The organism is Polyangium mundeleinium (assembly GCF_028369105.1).
Taxonomy (GTDB): domain Bacteria; phylum Myxococcota_A; class Polyangia; order Polyangiales; family Polyangiaceae; genus Polyangium; species Polyangium mundeleinium.
In genome coordinates this window covers 4171159-4191019 of sequence record NZ_JAQNDO010000001.1, presented here as the reverse complement: position 1 = coordinate 4191019, position 19861 = coordinate 4171159, and the positions used below count along the sequence as shown (strand labels likewise).

Genomic DNA, 19861 nt, shown 5'->3' with positions numbered 1-19861 from the left:
CTGCGAAAAACCGGAACACGAAAGGAGGGCGTCATGGCCGAGAGCATGATCAGCATCCTCGATGGGTCGACGTTCGTCACGTCCCATCGAACGGGGGACATCAACGCGGGGCCGGATCAGCCGCACGGGCTCTTCTACAAGGACACGCGTCACCTCTCGCGCTGGACCCTCCGCGTCAATGGCGAGTGCCCCGGCTTGCTCACCGCGGACAACGTGGAGTACCACTTCGCTCAGTTTTTCCTGTTCCCTCGCACCGGGAGCATCTATGAGAATCCCTATCTCTCGATCCTCCGGCGCCGGTATGCCGGGGAAGGCTTCCGCGAGGAGATCGAGGTCATCAACCATTCCCTGAAGCCGATCACGCTCGAGCTTCGCATCGAGGCCGCCGCCGATTTCGCCGACCTGTTCGAGGTCAAGGACGCGCTCGCCAAGAAGGGGGAGCTCTCCCGCGAGGTCCGGGGACACGAGCTCCTGCTCGGGTACCGGCGGGAGAGCTTCGTGCGGCAAACCCTCATCGGCTCCAGCCAACCCGCCGACGTGAGCGAGGAAGGCTTCGTGTTCAACCTCGAAATCCAGCCGAAATCCACGTGGGCGACGACCTTCTCCGTGCGCCCGCTCGTCGGCAACGTCACGGCGGCCGAAGCGACGAAGGCGCTGCCCCTGCTCAAGCAGGACCTGCGCGAAGACTTCACGCGATGGATAGAACACGCGCCGCTCGTGAGCAGCGATCCGCCCATCGTCCAGGAAGTCTACCTGAGGAGCATCGTCGACCTCGCCGCGCTTCGTTTCTACCCCTACCCCGACATCTTCCCGCAATTCGCGCTCCCGGCCGCGGGGCTGCCCTGGTTCATGGCGCTCTTCGGCCGCGACAGCTTGATCACAAGTTATCAAGCGCTGCCCTTCATCCCCGCGCTCGCCGCGACCTCGCTCGTCGTGCTCGGCGGGCGGCAGGGCCGCGAATGCGACGATTTCCGCGACGAGGAGCCAGGGAAGATCCTGCACGAACTGCGCTTCGGCGAGCTGACCGCCTTCGGCGAGCGGCCGCAGTCGCCTTATTATGGCACCGCCGACGCGACCCCGCTCTTTTTGATCCTGCTCGACGAATACGAGCGATGGACCGGCGACGCGGCGCTCGTGCGCCGGCTGGAGAAGGCCGCGCGCGCCGCGCTCCAGTGGATCGACCAGTACGGCGACCGCGACGGCGACGGGTACATCGAATACGAACGGAGGGCCGAGACGGGCCTCGAGAACCAATGCTGGAAGGATTCCTGGAACTCGATCCTGTTCGCGGACGGAACGCTCGCGGAGGCGCCGCGCGCGACCTGTGAGCTGCAGGGCTATGCATACGATGCGAAGGTCCGGTGTGCGAGGCTCGCACGGTCGATCTTCCGCGATACAGCCCTCGCCGAGCGATTGGAGCGCGAGGCGGCCGACCTCAAGGCGCGGTTCAATCGAGATTTCTGGATTCCGGAGCGAGGCTTCTTCGCCCTCGCGCTCGATGGTCGAAAGCGCAAGGTCGACAGCCTCACGTCGAACATCGGGCATCTCCTGTGGAGCGGGATCGTCGAGGACGACAAGGTGGAGTCGATCGTCCGCCACCTCATGGGCCCGGCGCTCTTCTCCGGCTGGGGCGTCCGGACCATGGCCGACGGTGAAGCAGGGTTCAATCCGATCGAGTACCACAACGGTACGGTCTGGCCCCACGACAACGCCCTCATCGCCGCGGGCCTGGCACGGTATGGATATCGCGAGGAGGCGAGCCGCATCTGCGCGGCTCTTTTCGACGCCGCGAGGTTCTTCCGCTTTCGCCTGCCGGAGGTCTTCGCCGGGTACGAGCGCAAGACGACCGGCTTCCCCGTCGAATACCCCACGGCATCGAGCCCTCAGGCCTGGGCGTCCGGAGCGCCCCTGCTCGCCATCCGTACCCTCATGGGCCTCGAACCGAAGGGCGAAGAGCTGACCTCGGCGCCTGTGCTCCCGGACAGCATTGCGTCGCTCTCGCTTCGTCGTGTGCCGGGACGATGGGAGCCCGCCGATGTGAGCGCGGAGCGCCCGGACGCGCGGTCGCGGATCGACGTGATTCGGGATTGGCTCGCCGAGAGGGAGGGGTTCCGGAAGGCTGCGTGAGCCGGTTTCTCAGGCGCCGGGGCGGCGCACGTTCACGCGGCCTTCTGGCCCTGGAGCGCCGCCTCGAGCTTCTGCTCTGCGTCCTTGGCCAGCGAGGTCCGCAGCACGGTCCCGCCGTACTTGGCAAGCTCCGGGACGACCTTGTCGGCCGTGACCTTGCGTGTGAGCGTGAAGATCGCCGAGCTTCCTGGTTTCATCTGCTCCGCGAGCCGCTTGATGAACGCATCGTCGATCCCATAGTCCGCTGCCTTGCCGGTGATCGCGCCGCTCAAGGCGCCGATCGCCGCGCCAAACACGGGCGCGAGGAAGATGAGGCCGATCAACATGCCCCACAATCCACCCGACAGCGCGCCGGCGGCCGTGAGGTCCCTGCTCTGGTGGAGCCGTATCTTTCCTTCCGGGCTCTTGGTCACGTAGCAGGCGTCCTCGAGATCGACGAGGTTCTCGCTGCTCAGCCGTTGGATGGTCGACATGACCTCCGCCGCTCGGTTCTCCTCGGGATAGGCAATGACGACGAGATCGCTCATGGATGTGCTCCTTTCGGTCCCCGTGAAAGGCAACGGCCATGCCGAAGCGGGCTTCACGTCGAGGCAGGCTCGGGCCGAGGACACCCGGCGTTTTTCGGGAGGAACATCGCCGCGACGAGGCCGAACAGGCCGAACAGAAAGACCGCTCCCAGGGCCAGGCCTATCGCTCGGTCCCGCGCCTCGGCATTGATTCTCGTCACTTCGTCCACGAGGGCCTGAGGTTTGCCCTGCAAGGCCTCGCGGACCTCCGCGTCGCTCACGGTGCTGACGCTGCGTTCGAGCGCCGCCGTGAGTTCTTGCTTCTCGTCCGGCGATAGCACCACGCTCTCCGCCGCGCGGGCGCCGATGCCTGTCTGGAGGGCCGAGATCAAGACGGCGCCTGCGATCGCCGTGCCGAGCGACGAACCCAGGTTCGACACGCTGCGCGATACGCCGGAAATCTCGCCCTGCTCCTCGTCCGGCACGCTCGACTGCACGGTATTCACGGAGGCCGTGAGCATGATGCCCGCGCCGAAGCCCAGCAAAAAGAGCCCGGGCGCGAAGAGGGCGACGCTGGCCGTCGTGCGCACGAGCAAGATCAGGAGGGCGATGCCCGAAAGGGCCGTCGCGAATCCAGCGCGGATGATCACGCGCTGGGTGTACCTCCGTGTCATCCTGTCGATTCGCCCCGAAGCGAACAGGATCCCGAGCGTCGCGGGCGTCACGATGATGCCGGTTCGAATGGCGTCGTACCCCCGGCTGACCTGCAAGAAGACGGCGATGACGAAGGACGTGCCGAGCAACATGAACCACTGGACGTTTTGTGTCACGAGCCCGAGATTCAACGTCCGGCTGGCGAAGAGCCGGGTCGACAAGAGCGGCGTTTTTCCCGACCGTTCCCGGCGTCGTACGTGGACGAAGAAGAGCGCGAGCAGGCCGACGCCGATGGCCGTGAAGACGACGACCGGCGAGAGGTCACCTCGCGCGAGGATCACGGAATCGCCGAGCGCGAAATCCTTGCGAGCGTGCAGCCAACCGTACGTCCCGGCCTGGAGGATGCCAATGACGATGGAGGCGAGGCCGGCCGCGGACAGCATCGCGCCCACGAGGTCGAATGCGGGCCTCGGACCGGTGGGGCCTTTGTCGAGGATTCGACGGCTCGAATAGAGAATCCCGAGGGTGATGAGGGCCTCGGTGAGAAACGAGGCGCGCCAGGAGATCGTCGACGTGATGAGCCCGCCGATGAGCGGGCCGCTGGCCGAGCCGAGGCCTGCCGCGGCGCTGACCAGCGCGAATGCCTTCGCGCGCGAGACCGCATCGGCGAACGAGACCGTCGTCAAGATGTAGATCGGAGGGATCATCAGCGCCGAGCCGATGCCTTCGAGCAACGACCAACCGATCACCATGACGGCCAGGGCGGGTGCGAGGGCCGTGACGAATGCCCCGAGCCCGTAAATGGCGATCCCGAGCATGAAGCAGCGCTTGCGTCCCCAGATGTCGCTGAGCTTGCTGCCCGGGATCATCAGCGCCGCCATGGTCAACGTGAAGACGGTGATGGCCGTCTGAACGCCGGTGACCGTCGTCCCGAGGTCCGCCGTGATCCGGCTGATGGCGACGTTCATGCTCGAAGAGTCGTAACTCGCGAGGAACTGCGCCAGCACGAGCGGCACGAGCATCGACCGAGAGGAGCGAGCCTCGAGCTTGCTCCCCCGCTTCGATGCGCCCCCTCGCCGATGGTCGAGCGTCCTCGCTGCGCGCGTCATGCCCGTTCCCTCCCCCGACGTGCGGAGCCGGAGCGCCGCATGCGGCTCGTAAAGCCGACCGGCGTCCATCGCAAGACGGTTTTTTTCCGCGCCCGCGCAAGACGGGCTCGCACGCACGCGGGATGCGCAGCGAGCCCGCCGCGCCTTCCTTCGCGCTCGTTTCTCCAAGGCACGACGTCGTGTCTCCGGAGGCTCGGTCGCACTCTCCCAAGACACGTCGTCGTCCCTCCAAGGCATGACCTCGTGTCTCCGAGACACGACGTCGTCCCTCCAAGGCATGACCTCGTGTCTCCGGAGGCTCGGTCGCACGCTCCCAAGACACGTCGTCGTCCCTCCAAGGCATGACCCCGTGTCTCCGAGACTCGACGTCGTCCCTCCAAGGCACGCCCTCGTGTCTCCGGAGGCTCGGTCGCACGCTCCCAAGACACGTCGTCGTCCCTCCAAAGCATGGCCTCGTGTCTCCGGAGGCTCGGTCGCACGCTCCCAAGACACGTCGTCGTCCCTCCAAGGCACGACCTCGTGTCTCCGAGACGCGACGTCGTCCCTCCAAGGCATGACCTCGTGTCTCCGGAGGCTCGACGTCGCCTCTTCCGACCGGGCCTCGCGTCAGGGGAAGCGGCGATACACGACGTCGCAGGTCCCCAGTGGCGTCTGCCACTGATTGCCTCCATCGATCCACGCGTAACCCATGGGCACGGCGTTCAGGTTGACCTGGGTGCGCCCGATCGGTTGCTGGAACGTGCCGGCGTTGTTCGCGCCAAACCAGAGGTTCTGCGCCTCCACGATGACCGTGTGCTGGAGCAGCAGCGTATTGGGATCGTAGAATCCGACGAGATCCCCGGCCTGGACCTGGAGGACGCCGCCGGCCCTGGCGGCCGCGTACGTATTGACGCCGTTCGGAAAGAGGACGGGGGCCATGACCACCCCGTTCCAGCCCGCGCCCTGGGCCGGGCGCGTCTCCGGGAGCTTGCCCCGCGCGACGAGCCAGCGATAGGTGAAGCCGTGGCAGATCTCCCCGACGCCCTCGGGTGCGGGAGGTACGTAGGTGCCGAGGAGCGTCGTCCCCGGGCAGCCGCCGGGGAGGAGCGGGTCGTTGGGATAAGGCAGGTACCCGGTGGCGTTGCGGAGCCGCTGCTTGGTCTCCATCCAGAGGCGATAGGCGACGCCGTTCGTCCCGCCACGGTTCGCCCATTCGTTCGGATCCTGCGTGCGCCAGGTGTGGAGCGCATGCATCAGGTTGGCCATGTTGAGCTGAATCGGGCTCGCCTGGACCCTCTGGAGGGCCGTGACGACGGCGCTCAGCCGGCTGCTCCGGAATCGCGGAAAGGAGCGATTGATCGCGGTCTCGAACCCGTTGTTCCCAGCGCTGAGCAAATCGAGATACATGGTGGCTCCGCGGTCGAGGTTACCACGCGGTGCCCTCGGCGATCATCACCTTTGGCTCTGGTACAGGAGCCGCAACTGACCCACCTCGGCGGCATTCTTCATGAGCTCGATGTTGGCCCAGGCAATCACGTGGCCCAGGGGCTTGTCGAACCATGCGATGTGCTGGTCGAGATCGGCCTCCGTGAGACCGTCGAGCGCCTGCACCCATTGATCTCGCAGGCGGGTCAGCCATGCGGCGGCGGCGGCGGCGCTGCCGGGCCAGTCCACGGTCTTTGCGTGCTCGATCATGTCGAGGGGCTCGCCGCGCTTTGCGCCGAAGGTATGGGCGTGCGCGCCTGTCCACCACCAGCCGATGTGCCAGGTCACCCAGCCGATCGTGGTCGTGGGCGGCGGGTTCGGCTCGGGCAGGATGAGATCGGCGACCCAGCGACCGTTCGCGGGCCGCACCGTCCATGCGCCGGGCGCGGGCTCCCACAGGCACATTTCATCGCGGAGGCCGTCCAGATGCAGGGACAGGAGAGCCCAGGACACGTCGAGTTGGTAGCGCAGCGTCGGGAGCAGCATGGGGGCATCGTACTCCATGCCGCTTGCCGGGTCACACCTCGGGAAAAATAGATCCTCGGCGCGACTCGCCCGTACAGTAGGGCCTTGCCATGACGCCGCCCCTCCCTTCGAAGTGGATCGCCCTCACCCTCTTGGTTTCCGCAGCTCTCGGGTGCACGAGCACGCCTCCGGCCGTGACGCCGCGCGCGGAGAGTCCGACGCCGAGCACGCCGCCTGTGTTTGCCCTCGCCGCGAGTGTCGCTGATACGGCCGAGGACCCCGCCGATCGAGGCGTGGCGTCGCGGATCACCAAGGTCACGGTGTACTCCGATCGGGCCCTCGTGAGCCGCGAGGCGGCGGTGGCTCTGACGCCCGAGCCCACGGTCTTCCGCTTCAAGAAGCTGCCCGGCTGGGTCGACGAGGGCTCCGTGCGCGCCGCCACGAGCGCCGGCAAGATCGTGGACGTGATCGTCGAGCGGCGCTTCCTCGCGCGATCCACGGACGAAGGGTTCCGCAAGGTCGAGGAAAAACACAAGGCGCTGCTCCGGAAGCTGCAAGCGCTCGACGACGAGCTCGCGATCCTGAACGCGCAGCAACAACACGTCGAATCGATCAAGGTGTTTTCCGTGGAGAAGCTCGAAGGAGACGCCGTCACGAAAGAGATCAAGGTCGACACGTATGGCCAGGTGATCGATTTCGTCTCCGGGGCGCTGCGCAAGACGAGCGCGTCGCGGCGTGAGGTGCAGGCTGCGCGCGAGCAGCTCGCCCCCGACGTGGAGGCGAGCGCCCGCAATCTGGAGGAGCTGCGCCGCCTGACCAAGCTGGAAGAGACGACGGTGCTCGTGACCGTGCAAGGCACCGCCGCCGCGAATGCGACCCTGACGCTCACGTACGCCACGCCCGGCGCCACGTGGGAGCCCATGCACGAGGTGCGCGCCAGCGCGGCCGATCCCGACTGGGTGGAGCTCACGTCGTTCGCCGTGGTCACGCAGACGACGGGCGAAGATTGGAGCCACGCGGAGCTCTCGTTCTCGACGCAGTCCTCGTCGGACAGCGAGCGTATCCCCGAGCTTGAAATGCTGGCGCTCGGCAAGACGCAGGAGGTGACGAGGAGCATCACGCGGCAGGTGACCTCGTTCAGCTCCGCGCAGAAGAAATTCGAGGAGCAGAACCGCCACTGGAACCGGATGAACCAGGCGTCGTCGCAGCGCGTCTCCGAGGTGGAGCAGTTCGATCAATCCTATTCGTCGAACCTGGCGCTGCTCGAGCGCGTGCAGAGCAAGACCGTGCAGATCTTCCAGGGCCTGCAGACGCGCGGCACGACGGCGCATTTCGTCGCGAAGGATCCGGCGATCGTGCGCTCGGACGGCCGCTCGATCCGGCTCCGCACGGGGTCCACCCGCATCAAGGCGCAACGCCGCATCATCGCCGCCCCGGAAGAGTCGCTCAATGCCGCCGTCACCCTGGAGATGGCCAACAAGACGAGCCAGCCGCTCCTGCCCGGCAGCGTCGCGCGGTATCAGGACGGCGCGTTCCTCGGCATGACCGATATCGATTTCGTCACCAAGGACGAGGACTTTTCGGTCTTTTTTAGTGTGGCCGACCAGGTCAAGCTCACGCGGGAGCTCGACAAACACCAGAGCTCGCTCCAGCGCAACGCGCGAAACCGCATGCAGCTCTCGTTCGTGAGCAAAGCGAAGAACCTGTCGGATCGCCCCGTCACCGTGGTCCTCGCCGAGCGCATCCCCGTCTCGGAGAACACCGAGATCCGCGTGAGCAACGTCAAGATCACGCCGAACGAGAAGCCCGACGCGAAGGGGATCGTGCGTTTCACGGTGACGCTCGCGCCGCGCGAGGAGCGCGAGTTCCGCGTGTCGTACCAGGTCGAATATCCGCCGTCGCTCGTGTTCGACGTGCGGCGCAAGCAGATGCAAGAGATGCACATGCCGAGCCCGGCCGCCGCCCCGAAGCGGAAGATCGATTTCGAGGAGCGGCTGATCGAGATCGAGCAGCAGTTCTGAGCCGACGAGCGTCGTCGGCCGATCCGATCGGCCGACGCCAGCGGTGCCGGGGGTGGCGATGAGCGTCCACGGCATTATGGTTCCAGCGCGGCCAAGGGAGTCATTTCCTATGGATTCCAGCGCATCTGGACGACAAGGGGGCCCGGAACGCTCGCGGCCAAGTCCACGCGAGAGGCCGGTCGCGACGAGGGGAGCCATGAACCCGAGTGCACGAGCGGAGCTCGAAAGCAGGGGGACCACGCACACAGCGACGGCGCCGGCGAACAACCTCGATCAGGTGCGTGAGATCCTCTTCGGGGCCATTGTTCGCGATTTCGAGCGAAAGCTCGCGCGCATCGAGGGTCTGGTCGCGTCGCAAGGCGACGAGCTGCGCGCCGATACGAGGCGCATGATCGACGTGCTCGAAGCCCACGTGAAGCGAGAGACGGACGCGCAGGGCACGCAGCGGGAGTCCGACCGCGCCGCGCAGGTGGCCGCGCTGAACAACGTGGCGCGCGAGGCGCGGGACGCCGTCGCCGAGCTCGACCAGCGCATCAAGAAGCTCGAGGACGGGCTCGTCCGGGCGCAGCGTGATTTCCGCCAGCAGATCCTCGATGAGGCCAAGGGCTTCGTCGAGCAATCACGCTCCCTGCGGGACGAGCTCATGTCCACGCTCCAGCGTGAGCTCGCCGTGTACACCGGCGAGCCGTCCGAGGCCGCCGGCCCCGCGAGCGGAGTCGTCGAGGCCGCACGCACGTCGGAGCCTCGCGCCGAGCAGTCATGAGCGCCCGCCTGCGCGCGCGGGCGCGGCGGCGAGAGCACGACTACACCCTCGACGACCTCCGCCCGCTGCTCGTGAAGCCCGAACAGGAGCGGCTGAAGTCCCTCGAACACAAGCTCGAGACGCCCGAAGCCCTCGCCGAGGCCATCGGCGAGGTGCTGGCCCGCGCGGCCGTCGTGAGCCAGAAGCGCGGCGAGGAGCTCGCGTCCGCGATGCAGCCGCTCCTCTTGTCGAGCATCCACGAGACCGTCCGCAAGAACCCGGAGCTCTTCGCGGAGGCCATCTTCCCCTCGATCGGCCCCGCCATCCGGAAGGCCGCCCGCGCCGCGCTCGAAGCGCTCCTCCTGCGGGTCGACGACATGGTCCAGCGGACGATGACGCTGACGAGCCTGCGCTGGCGCATCGAGGCGGCCCGCACCGGCCGGCCCTTCGTCGAGATCGTGATGCTCCACAACCTCGCCTACCGGGTGGAGCACGTGTTCCTGGTGCACCGCGAGAGCGGGATCGTCTTGCAGCACGTGGCCGCGGAGAACGTGACGTCGGAGGATCCCGATCAGGTGTCGGCGATGCTCGCGGCCATCGACGATTTCGCCCGCGACGCCTTTCGTGAAGAAAAAGAAGGCGGGTTGTCGCGCTTCTGCGTCGGTGGGCTCACCGGCATCGTCGAGCACGGCCCGCGCGCCATGCTGGTCGCCATCGTCCGCGGCGTCGCGTCGAAGGACGTGGAGGCGTCGCTCGCCGAGACGCTGGAGGAGATCCACCGGAAATACGCGGACGCCCTGGTGCACTTCCAGGGCGAGGTGGCCGTGTTCGAGCCGACGCGCGACGCGCTCGTCGGGTGCATGCGAGAGGAGCGGATCCAGAAGCCGACGAGCGGCCGCCGCGGTCTGCTCGTGCTCGCAGCGATCGCGGCGCTCGCCCTCGTCGGCGGCGGGATCGCGTGGAAGCGCGTGCACGACCAGAATCGACGCTTCGACACGTACGTGGAGGCGCTGCGCGGGGAGCCCGGCCTTTTGGTGACGAGGACGGGGCGCGACGAAGGACGCCGCTTCGTCGAGGGGCTCGGGGATCCCCTCGCGGAGGACCCCGCCGCGCTGCGCGCGCGCCATGGGCTCGACGCCGCGGACATCGAGCTGCGGTTCAAGCCGATCTACTCGCTGGATCCTCCGCTCGCGGAGCGACGCGCCTCCCAGGTGCTCCGGCCGCCGCCCGGGGTCTCGCTGGGCCTCGTGGACGGGACCCTTCGTGTCGCGGGGGTCGCCGAGCGCGCGTGGATCGAGCGGGCGCGGCTCCTCGCCACGAGCCTGCCAGGCGTCACGGCGCTCGACGACGAGCACCTGTTCGAGGCCGAGGCCATCACGTCCGCAAAGGCGGCGGCGGCCGCGCTGGAGGGCATCCAGATCGTGTTCCCGCTCGGCTCGGCCCGCCCGTCTTCCGCCGAGCGCGCCCGCCTCGACGCCGCGGCGCGCGCCGTGCAAGCGCTCCTCGACACCGCCCCGCGGGGCGGCCTTTCCGCGCGGATCGAGATCGTGGGGCACGCCGACGCCACGGGCACACCCGAGAAAAACCAGCGCCTCAGCGAGGAACGCGCCTCGCGGGTGTCGACCGAGCTCGGCGCGCGTGGCGTCCCGACCGTGTCGCTTGCCACGCGGGGCGTCGGTCAAGCGGATCTGGCCGCGCCCAAGGTCACCTTCGCCGTGCGCCTCTCGCCTGCGCGCGAGGGCTCATGAGCACGCTCGCGAAGCGCAAGGTGTGCCTGCTCGGCGCCACGGGCGTCGGCAAGACGAGCCTCGTCATGCGCTTCGTCCGCAGCATCTTTTCCGAGCAGTACCAGACCACGATCGGGACGCGGATCGAGACGAAGCACATCCCCTACGGCGATCACGAGATCGTCCTGGTCCTGTGGGATCTGAGCGGCGAGGACGAGTTCCAGCGCGTCCGTCTCTCGTACCTGCGCGGCGCCGCCGGCTACCTCCTCGTCGCCGACGGGACCCGCCGCGCCACGGTGGAGACCGCGATGGCCCTCCACCACGCCGCCGCGGAGATGCTCGGCGACGTCCCGCGTGTCCTCGTGCTGAACAAGGCCGATCTGCGCGCCTTTTGGGAGCTCGACGACGCCTCCGAGCGGGAGCTCGCCGCGCGCTGGCCCGTCTTCGAGACCAGCGCCAAGACCGGCGCGGGCGTCGAAGAGGCCTTCCGCGCGCTCGGCCGCGCGCTCCTCCAGCGCTGAAGGGCTCGCTCGCCATGGAGACCTCGATCGCAAGCTCGATCCTCGCGTCCCTCGGGAAGGTCGTCCTCGAACGCCAGCCGGACGGGACGTTCTTGCAACGCGGCGACGCGCCCGCCTGGTTCGCGCGCCGGAGGCCGGGCGTCCTCCGCGGGGACACGCCCATCCGCGTGGAGAGCCTGTTTCCATTCCTCGAGGTCTTCCTGCCCGAGGCGGAGTCCGTCTGGCAGGGCGGAGGCCCGACGCGGCTCGACTCCGACGTCTGGTGCGAGACGGCCGAAGGCGGCGAGGAGCTGCCCCTCGAAGCGACCGCGCTCCTCGTGGGCCCCTCGCGCCTGCTCGTGATCACCCGCTGCGACGAGCTCTTCCACGAGCGACGCCTGGTCCTGCAGCGCGCCCGCGAGCTGCGCATCACCTACGACGCGCTCGCCCGCGAGATCGAGCAGAAGGACATCCTCATGCATTGCATCGTCCACGACCTCGCGAGCCCGCTCCAGACGATCCTCGGCGTGCTCTCGTCCCTCGACGAGCGTGATCCGCCCGGCGAGGACGGCGTCCTGCTCGACGCCGCGCTCGACGCCGCGCTCCGGCAGCGCGCGATGATCCGCGAGATCCTGACCGTGTTCGCCTCGGAGCACGGCGGCCTCGACGCCACGCACGAGGAGGCCGTGGTGTGTGATCTGCGCGCCGTGATCCGCCGTGTCGTGGCCGAGCACGAGCGGAGAGCGCGCGGCCGGAACGTGCGGATCGAGCGGGACGAGCCGCCGCCGGGCAGCCTCGTCGTCGCGGACGAACCCCGGCTCGTGCGGGTCCTCGTGAACCTGCTCGACAACGCCGTCCGCCACAGCCCGGTCGGGGGCCACGTGCGCGTGCGCGTGCGCGAGGACGACACGAGCCTCGAGGTGAGCGTCGAGGACGAGGGGCCGGGCGTTCTGCCCTCGCACGCGGCGCGGCTGTTCGAGCGGTTTGGCCGGGGGATCGGGCCCGAGGCGGGCACGGGGCTCGGGCTTTACTTCTGCCGCATCACCGTCGAGCGCTGGGGCGGCTCGATCGGGTACGCCACGTCTCCCGAGGGAGGCGCCCGGTTCTGGTTCCGCCTCCACAAGGCCGCCACCTCGACAGGGGCCAGGGCGGCGTGAATGAAGGAAAGCGGAGCGAGGGAAGGACGGGCCATGGCGAAGCTCCTGATCGTGGACGACGACGACGAAACCAGGCTCTGGATGGCCTCCGCGCTCGCCGACGTCGGGCACGAGGTACGCACGAGCCCGGGCAGTCGCGACGCGCTCCGGATGCTCTCGACGTGGAAGCCGGACCTCGCCCTCCTCGACGTCCTCATGCCCGAGATGGATGGGTTTGCCTTGAACCGCATGCTGCGGGGCCACGGCATTCCCACGGTCTTCGTCACCGTGGTCAAGCGCGAGGCCGAGGCCATCCTGCACGGCGTCTCGGGGTACGTGGAAAAACCGGTCACGGCCGGGGAGCTGCGGGCGATGGTGGCGCGTGTCCTCGGCGGGGACACGGGCGGGGCCATCTTGCTCGTCGAGGACGATGCGTTCCTGCGCCACGTGTATCGATCGGTGCTGGAGCCACGCTTTCAGGTGCTCGAAGCCGAGAACGGCCGCGAGGCGCTTTCCCTCCTCGGTTCGCACGCGGTCGCGCTCGTCATCACGGACATCCACATGCCGGTGATGAACGGGGTGGAGCTCGTCCGCGCGATCCGCAGCGACGCCCGCATCCGCGACGTGCCCGTGGTCGTGCAGAGCTGCGATACCTCCTCGGTCCGCTCGCCCATCTGGTCGGGGCTCCACGTCTCGAGCGTCATGCCCAAAGAGAATTTCATCGGGTGGTTGATCGGACAGATCGAGGAGCAACTTTCAGTCGTGGCCGCGAGGTCCGCTTGAGCGACGCGCGGCGCGGGGCGTGGTACGCGGAAACGCCGTCCCTTCCCGAATAAGGAGATACCTCATGTCCGATCCGGCCCCTCCGCTTCCGCCGCTCCTCGCCACGTTCGACGAGGCGCTCGCGACGCTCGGGCGGCAGGACGATCCACGCTTCACGGTCGTCATGCGCCACGGCTCGATGTCGGTCGAGCTGTATGCGCCACGGGGCGTCGACCCGCAGTCGCCGCATGGGCAGGACGAGCTTTACGTCGTGGCGCGGGGGACCGGGCGCTTCGTCTGCGGCGATCGCGAGGTTCGGTTCTCTCCCGGCGACGTGCTGTTCGTCCCTGCGGGGGCGACGCATCGATTCATCGATTTCTCGGTCGACCTCGCCGTATGGGTCCTTTTTTATGGTCCGAGGGGCGGCGAGTCGCCCGGCGCGACGTGATCCCCGGCCGGGCGCGCGTGTTCACCGCTTTCCCTTGCGCCGCGCCTCGCCCGATCCTCGCCGGAGCACGACGATCCGCCCCGTCGGCGTCGCGACCGTCTTCTCGTGGGTCGTGCCTTGCTCGACGAGCACGCGCTTGGCCTCGGCGAGCTCCTCGTCGGCGCGCTGGCCCTTCACGAGGAGCACGAGCCCGCCCGGCTTCGCGAACGGCGCGGTGAGCGGCACGAGCTGGTTGAGTCGCGCCACGGCGCGCGCGGTCACGACGTCGAACCCCCCGCGAAGCTCCCCGGCCCCGAGCTGCTCGGCCCGCCCGGCGCGCGCCTCCACGTTCGTGAGGCCGAGCGCGGCTGCGACGGCCGAGAGAAACGCCGTTTTTTTCTGCGTCGCATCGACCAGCGTGACCTGGAGATCGGGCCGGGCGATCGCGATCGGAATGCCGGGCAATCCGCCGCCCGAGCCGATATCGACGAGCCGTGATCCCGCGCCGACGTCCCCGAGCAAGGGCAGGAGCGTGAGCGCGTCGAGCGCGTGTTTCTCCCAGGCTTCGATCGGATCTTTGATCGCGGTGAGGTTCATCTGCTCGTTCATCGCGAGCAGCCGCGCGAGGTAGTCGCCGAGCTGCGCGAGGACGGGCTCGTCGAGGCGAACGCCGATCTCCGCGAGGCGCGTGTCGAAGCCGTCGGGAGGCGCGAGGGGCGTGGAGTTCGGGAGCGGGAGCGGAGGGCGGGCGGCCGTGGTCACGCCACCGGGGTAGCACGAGCTGGCGCGCTCGGCACAAGCCGGCACAGCCCGAACAAACACATGGACGCGAAACCCCACGTGCGCGCGGCGGCACACGGATTGCCAAGTAGATCCGCATGCGTGTCTTCCTCCATCGCCTTCTCGTCGCTTCTCAATGGGGCGCAAGCCTCCTCATCGCCTCGGGGTGCGGGGCCAGCGTCGAGGGTGGCTCCGACGGCTCCGGCGGCTCCGGCGGCTCCGGCACCTCCAGCTCCTCCGGCACCTCCAGCTCCTCCGGCACCCCCGACACGGGAACCTCTCTCGAAAACCTCGAGCCTGCCCCGGCGCCCGCCTGTTACGGGCCCGTGTACGACGACGGTTTCGGCTATCACGGCCAATGTTGCGACATCACGCTCTGCACCACGCCCGTGAACGGCATGTGTCCTGGCGTGGACAAGGTCGTCCTCGAGGACCGGCCACCGGGATCCGGGGAATGCGAATGCGAGCCGCTCCGGGGGCCCTTTGCCAATGAAGACGACGGCAGCGCCGAGAGCTGCTGTTATCTCGTCGGCTCGATCGGCTGTGATGGACGGCCGCTCCTCGTGCAAGGCACGCCCCGGCTCGCCGACGTGCGCGAAGGGCCGAGCGCCTGGTCGAGCGCGCCGGACGCGCCCGCCGATCGCGCCCAGGGCCTCCGCGATTTTAATGCTGCGCTCCGCGAGCTCGATACGGCCGCTCTCCCGGCCGACGTGCGCTCGCGCCTCGCGCAGCGCTGGGCCGAGCGAGGTCGCTACGAGCACGCGTCCGTGGCCTCGTTCGCCCGATTCTCCATGGCGCTGATGGCGCTCGGCGCGCCGCCGGCGCTCGTCGAAGCGGCCCACCAAGCGGCGCTCGACGAAGTGCGGCACGCGCGCCTCGCCATGGCGCTCGCGTCGGCGTATGGCGGCACGTCGCTCGGCTTCGGGCCGCTCGCCGTCGACGGGGCCTTCGAGGATCTCGGCTCGCTCACGGCGACGACCCTCGCCACCGTGGTCGAGGGTTGCGTGGGCGAGACGCTCGCGGCCATCGAGGCCGCCGCGACCGCGCAAGAGGCCGGCCCGCGCGCGGTGCGCCTTGCATTGCTGGAGATCGCCGAGGACGAGATGCGCCACGCCGAGCTCGGATGGGCCTTCGTGCGCTGGGCGATCGGCACGGGCGGCGCGGCGCTCGCCGCCGAGGTGGCCGCGACGCTGGAAAAGGCGCTTCAGATGGCCTGCAAGAACGCGACGGTCCCGGGCGAGGCGTTGCCCCGGGAGCACGGGTTTCTCCCCGCGGAGGAGGTCACCTCGTTGCGACGGCAGGCGGCGGCGCAGGTCCTCCGCCCGGCGGGCGACGCGCTCGTCGAGCAGGGGCGTGCCAATGGCGCGGCGCGTTCCCCTCGCCTTTCGACCCAGCCCTTGGTTTCGTAAGGGCGAACGAATCGCTCCGCCAAACCCTCCGCGTCCACGTAGAGGAGGGATGCTCACCGTCATCTCAATGACGTCCCCCGCTCACCCAACCCTTCCGTAGTGAGGCGTACTCCCGCGAGAGGACAGCGCTTTCCGGGCGGCTGCTCTTTTGGTACACGGGCGAGATGGGGATCGAGGAACGTGCTGCGCCAGCTCATTTCGAGGATGCAAGGTTGCTGGGTGCGCTCACGCGCGAGGCGCCGATGGGCATCGTCGGTCTCGACACGAAGGGCACCATCGTCGCGTGGAACCCCGAGGCCGAACGGATCTTCGGGTACATCGGGGTCGAGGTCATCGGAAAGACGATACGCGATCTCCTCGGCCCCGAGACCGACGCGGACCCGGGCGCGCTCGTCTCGCAGCTCGACACCACGAGCCCGCAATCGTTCACGGCCCCGTGTGTCCGGAAAGACGGCGCGCGTTTCCATTGCGAATGGCTTTTCCGCGCCCTGCACGACGAAAAGGGCGAGCTCCTCGGCCGCGCCGCTTTCATTCGCGACACGACCTCGGAGACCGAGGCGCGCGCCGCGCTCGCCGCCGAGCGCAGCTTCCTGCGGCGCATGCTCGACAACACCCCGCTCGTGCTCTGGTCGACCGACAAGAACGGCATTTTCACGCTGTCCGACGGCGCTGGGCTCCGCGCGCTCGGCTTCGCGCCCGGCGAGGTCGTCGGCATGAGTGCATTCGAGGTCTACCGAGACGTCACCGAAATCGTCGCCGCGATCCGCGCCGCCCTCGCCGGCACCTTTTCAACGACCCTCGCCGTGACGAACGGCACCGTATGGGAATGCCGATACATCCCGATCACCCACGAGGACGGCGGCCCCGTGGAGGGCGTGCTCGGCGTCGCGCTGGACGTCACCGAGCGCGTCGAGGCCGAACGCACGCTCCGCCAGCAGCTCGACCTCATCGCGCAGCAAGAGGGCGCGATCCGCACGCTCTCCACGCCGATCGTGCGCGTATGGGAGGGCGTGCTCGCGCTGCCGCTCGTCGGGACCATCGATGGGGCGCGCGCCGAGCGGATCCTCGCCACCTTGCTCGACGCGGTCGTGAATGACCAAGCGCATTACGTGATCCTCGACATGACGGGCATCGGCGAGGTCGATGCGACGACCGCCGATCACCTCTTCAAGGTGTTACGCGCGCTCGGGCTGCTCGGCGCGACGGCGCTCGTGACGGGCGTCAATCCCGGGGTGGCCACGGCGCTCGTCGGCCTCGGCGTGGACCTCGGGAGTGTCGTGACGCTCGGGAATCTGGAGGAGGCCCTCCGGTACGTCATGAAGCGCCGCGCCGGCAAGCCGCGCCGCGCCCCGGCCCCTTCCAACCACCGGGTTTGACGGCCGTCCCGGTCGTTTTCCATACCAGGCGCCCGTTATCGTCCTCTACACTCGGGGCGGTAGCAAGGAGCTTCCCCATGTCGATGAAGATGGCGTCTCGGGTTCTTCTGTGTCTTTTGGCGCTCGGCGTCGCCGCGTGTTCGGGCGCGGAATCGCAAAAAAGCGGCGGCGGCGGCGGGGCGGGCGAAGGCGGCAGCGACGGCAGCGCCGGCCAAGGAGGGATGCCGAGCAGCAGCGCGTCGAGCGGCAGCGGCGGGAACGGCGGCGGCACGACCACCAGCGGTGGTGGGTCCGATCCATACGACGCGGCCCGGCAAGCGTGTGTCGACACGATCAACGCGCACCGCGCCACGATGGGGCTCCCGCCCTTCGCGCGCTGGAAGGAAGCGGAGCCCTGCGTGGATCAGCAGGCGACGTGGGATCAAGAGAACAACAAGCCGCACGGCTCCTGGGGCATGGGTCTCCACCCGACCTGCAATGGCAGCGGCCAGAACGAGTGCCTCGGCCACGGGGCTGACAATGTCTCGGGCTGCCTCGATGGGATGTGGGCCGAGCGGGATCAGACCGGATGCTCCGGCTGCGACGCCTGCAACGGTGGGTACAACCCGGACTGCCCGAATTGCGATTTCTACGGGCAATCCACGGGCGACGTCTGCGGGCATTACGTGAACATGAGCGCGAAATACTTCTCGAAGGTCGCCTGTGGCTTCAGCGCCGCTGGTGGGTGGATCGCGGTAAACTTCCAGTAGCGCTCATTTCGGCGTCTCGACCGGCGCGCAGGTGGAGACGCCCGCGCCGACGATGTTCGTGCCGAGGCCCGTCTTCACCACGGTCGTCTTCCCGGTCGAGGGTCGATACTGCTGGATCTGCGAGTCGCCCGTGGGGCTCGTGAACAACCAGAAATCGCCGCCCCAAACCGCGAACGCCCAGCCGCTCCCGATCGTCACCGACGGCTGCGGGGCCTGGCTCAGGATCTTGCCCGAGAGTTTGTCGATCTCCGCGATGATGATCGGGCTGTAGTTGAAGAAGCCGAAGATCCGCGCATCGCCCGTGCCCGTGAGCTCCGCCGCGCCGGTGAGTTGGTCCCATGGGCCGACGAACGAGAGCTCGAGCGTCTGCGGATGGATCTGCGCGAGGCCCTTGCCGGTGTAGTCGGCGACGTAAAGCGTCTCCTCCGCGCTTCCCGGCGCATTGGAGACAAACCCCATCCCGAACGTGGTAAACCCCTGCTGTCCCGGGGTGAACGCGGTCGCCGCGCAGGCCGCCGTCTTCACGTCGACGTGGTAGATGCGGCCGTCGCTGAAGAGGATCCACGCCGTCCCTCGGCGGTCGACGGCCATCGAGAACGGCGTGCCGAGGCCGCCGGTGGGGCAATCGATCACGCCGATGAGCTTCACTTCGAGCGTGGGCGGGTTGAAGCTGTAGAGCTCGTTGTCCTGGCCGATGATGTAAACGAGCCTCGCCTCGTCCGCGCAACCGTCGCCGCCGGATCCACCACCCGCGCCCATGAATCCGCCGTCGCCGAAAAGATCTCCGCCCTCACCGCCCATTCCGGCGTTCCCGCCGCCCATCCCGCCGGCCCCGGCGCTCCCGCCCTGCCCGCCGCTCGATTCGCCCACCTCGGCGCCGCTCTCCGAGGAGCGCGAGCCATTGGGCGCGACCGTGCACGCGGAGAGGACGAGCACCGCAGGGACCACAAATTGCAACGAGCGGTGAAGAAAATGCATGGGAACCTCCACTCCCGAGGATAGGAGGTAACCCGAGTCACGTCACGCCCGCCGTGACAGGTAATTCACCGGAGATCGATAATGAAGTCGGCAATGAGTCCGGCGACGAACGCGCGCGTGTCCAGGGCGCCGGTCGCGGACGAATAGAAGCGCGTCCAGGTCACATACGGCGTGAGCGCCAGGAAGTCGAGCTCCGGGCCTGCGCTGTAGCCGCCGGTCAAACCCACAGGAACGGACGTGGTCGCCTGCGGGTCACGGAGGTCCGAGACGATGAGGACGCTCGCCCCGCCGATGTGGAAACGGTCCGCGATCTGGACGTACACGTTCAGCGGGACGCGAACGCCGACATGCGAATCCGTGGTGGGATACCAGGGGACATAGACGCCGGTATCGATACGGAGGTGCTTGTTCGGGCGGAGGATGGCAGGCAGTCCCGGCTGAACGTAGCTGACGAACGGGCGCGCGGGGTTCGGGTCGAATACGGTCATGAAGGAGGCGCCGAGGTCGACGGGCCGGGTTTTGACGAACCGACCGGTGAAGGTGAGGCGGTTCGTGCCCGGGAGCGGTTCCTGACCGATGTAATAGGGGCCGATCTGGAGATCGACGTGCACCTCGGGGACCATGCCCCATAACGTACCGATGCTCGCCCCGAAGCGATGGAACCCTTTGTCGGCGGGGCGCTCGACGAAGGAGCTCACGTACGGATCGAGCAGCCCCGTGGGCAGGATGAGCCCGCGCTGCACCATGGGCGTGGGACCGCTCGGTTTGCTGCGGTCGACCCTGGCCGTGCCCGCCCGCGCCGAGACGGGCGGCGGCGTGACGGCCGAGGCCCGAGCGCCGGACAAGAGGACGAGCACGATCGCGGCAAACGCCGGCAATGGTCGGTATGAGTCCACGGGATCTGTGATCGTCATGGAGCCTCGACCCTT

Annotated in this window: 19 protein-coding genes; 11 read left to right on the top strand and 8 right to left on the bottom strand. The window is 68.4% G+C overall.

All coding sequences use genetic code 11. The features are described 5' to 3' along the window. Positions 1-33 precede the first annotated feature (33 nt). Positions 34-2127, top strand: a complete 2094-nt coding sequence (locus POL67_RS16815; protein ID WP_271918379.1) for an amylo-alpha-1,6-glucosidase — start codon at positions 34-36, stop codon at positions 2125-2127. Positions 2128-2159: 32 nt separating this feature from the next. On the opposite strand, the gene POL67_RS16810 is transcribed toward POL67_RS16815, so the two are convergent. The 4 genes from POL67_RS16810 to POL67_RS16795 form a co-directional block, all read right to left on the bottom strand. After that, positions 2160-2654 carry a DUF1269 domain-containing protein gene (locus POL67_RS16810; RefSeq protein WP_271918378.1) on the bottom strand — a complete coding sequence of 165 codons (495 nt, stop codon included), beginning with the start codon at positions 2652-2654 and terminating at the stop codon, positions 2160-2162. Positions 2655-2707: 53 nt separating this feature from the next. Further along, on the bottom strand, positions 2708-4309 hold the full coding sequence (locus POL67_RS16805) for an MFS transporter (protein ID WP_271918377.1): 1602 nt from the start codon (positions 4307-4309) through the stop codon (positions 2708-2710). 693 nt (positions 4310-5002) lie between these two features. Next, positions 5003-5782, bottom strand: a complete 780-nt coding sequence (locus tag POL67_RS16800; RefSeq protein ID WP_271918376.1) for a hypothetical protein — start codon at positions 5780-5782, stop codon at positions 5003-5005. A 45-nt stretch (positions 5783-5827) separates the two neighbouring features. Next, positions 5828-6346, bottom strand: a complete 519-nt coding sequence (locus POL67_RS16795) for a DinB family protein (RefSeq protein WP_271918375.1) — start codon at positions 6344-6346, stop codon at positions 5828-5830. Between the two features lie 89 nt (positions 6347-6435). On the opposite strand from POL67_RS16795, the gene POL67_RS16790 reads away from it, so the two are divergent. From POL67_RS16790 to POL67_RS16760, 7 genes are all read left to right on the top strand, one after another. Then, on the top strand, positions 6436-8346 hold the full coding sequence (locus POL67_RS16790) for a mucoidy inhibitor MuiA family protein (protein WP_271918374.1): 1911 nt from the start codon (positions 6436-6438) through the stop codon (positions 8344-8346). A 196-nt stretch (positions 8347-8542) separates the two neighbouring features. Beyond that, entirely contained in the window at positions 8543-9109 is a 567-nt protein-coding gene (locus POL67_RS16785; protein ID WP_271918373.1) for a hypothetical protein, read from the top strand. Further along, positions 9106-10836, top strand: a complete 1731-nt coding sequence (locus tag POL67_RS16780) for an OmpA family protein (protein ID WP_271918372.1) — start codon at positions 9106-9108, stop codon at positions 10834-10836. The genes POL67_RS16785 and POL67_RS16780 overlap by 4 nt, the downstream gene beginning before the upstream one ends. Next, positions 10833-11336, top strand: a complete 504-nt coding sequence (locus POL67_RS16775) for a Rab family GTPase (RefSeq protein ID WP_271918371.1) — start codon at positions 10833-10835, stop codon at positions 11334-11336. The genes POL67_RS16780 and POL67_RS16775 overlap by 4 nt, the downstream gene beginning before the upstream one ends. 14 nt (positions 11337-11350) lie before the next feature. Next, complete coding sequence (locus POL67_RS16770; RefSeq protein WP_271918370.1) at positions 11351-12472, top strand: sensor histidine kinase; 1122 nt, start codon at positions 11351-11353, stop codon at positions 12470-12472. A 33-nt stretch (positions 12473-12505) separates the two neighbouring features. After that, positions 12506-13234, top strand: a complete 729-nt coding sequence (locus POL67_RS16765; RefSeq protein WP_271918369.1) for a response regulator — start codon at positions 12506-12508, stop codon at positions 13232-13234. Between the two features lie 64 nt (positions 13235-13298). After that, positions 13299-13661: a cupin domain-containing protein gene (locus POL67_RS16760; RefSeq protein ID WP_271918368.1), complete on the top strand. Its 363-nt coding sequence runs from the start codon at positions 13299-13301 to the stop codon at positions 13659-13661. 21 nt (positions 13662-13682) lie between these two features. On the opposite strand, the gene rsmG is transcribed toward POL67_RS16760, so the two are convergent. Together rsmG and POL67_RS16750 are read right to left on the bottom strand one after the other, a co-directional pair. Beyond that, the gene (gene rsmG, locus POL67_RS16755) at positions 13683-14402 is read right to left on the bottom strand and encodes a 16S rRNA (guanine(527)-N(7))-methyltransferase RsmG (RefSeq protein ID WP_271918367.1); all 720 of its coding nucleotides are present in this window, start codon (positions 14400-14402) and stop codon (positions 13683-13685) included. Positions 14403-14553: 151 nt separating this feature from the next. Beyond that, positions 14554-14691 (bottom strand): hypothetical protein, encoded by a 138-nt coding sequence (locus tag POL67_RS16750; protein ID WP_271918366.1) that lies wholly within the window; start codon positions 14689-14691, stop codon positions 14554-14556. 55 nt (positions 14692-14746) lie between these two features. On the opposite strand from POL67_RS16750, the gene POL67_RS16745 reads away from it, so the two are divergent. The 3 genes from POL67_RS16745 to POL67_RS16735 all read left to right on the top strand — a co-directional run bounded on the left by POL67_RS16745 (position 14747) and on the right by POL67_RS16735 (position 17954). Then, positions 14747-15829, top strand: a complete 1083-nt coding sequence (locus POL67_RS16745) for a hypothetical protein (protein WP_271918365.1) — start codon at positions 14747-14749, stop codon at positions 15827-15829. Positions 15830-16041: 212 nt separating this feature from the next. Beyond that, complete coding sequence (locus tag POL67_RS16740; protein ID WP_271918364.1) at positions 16042-17205, top strand: PAS domain S-box protein; 1164 nt, start codon at positions 16042-16044, stop codon at positions 17203-17205. Between the two features lie 77 nt (positions 17206-17282). Continuing rightward, entirely contained in the window at positions 17283-17954 is a 672-nt protein-coding gene (locus POL67_RS16735; RefSeq protein ID WP_271918363.1) for a hypothetical protein, read from the top strand. A gap of 3 nt (positions 17955-17957) precedes the next feature. On the opposite strand, the gene POL67_RS16730 is transcribed toward POL67_RS16735, so the two are convergent. Both POL67_RS16730 and POL67_RS16725 read right to left on the bottom strand, forming a co-directional pair. Further along, a complete protein-coding gene (locus POL67_RS16730; RefSeq protein ID WP_271918362.1) occupies positions 17958-18932 on the bottom strand; it encodes an NHL repeat-containing protein in 975 nt (324 codons plus the stop codon). A gap of 65 nt (positions 18933-18997) precedes the next feature. Then, entirely contained in the window at positions 18998-19846 is an 849-nt protein-coding gene (locus POL67_RS16725; RefSeq protein WP_271918361.1) for a hypothetical protein, read from the bottom strand. Between the last annotated feature and the right edge of the window lie 15 nt (positions 19847-19861).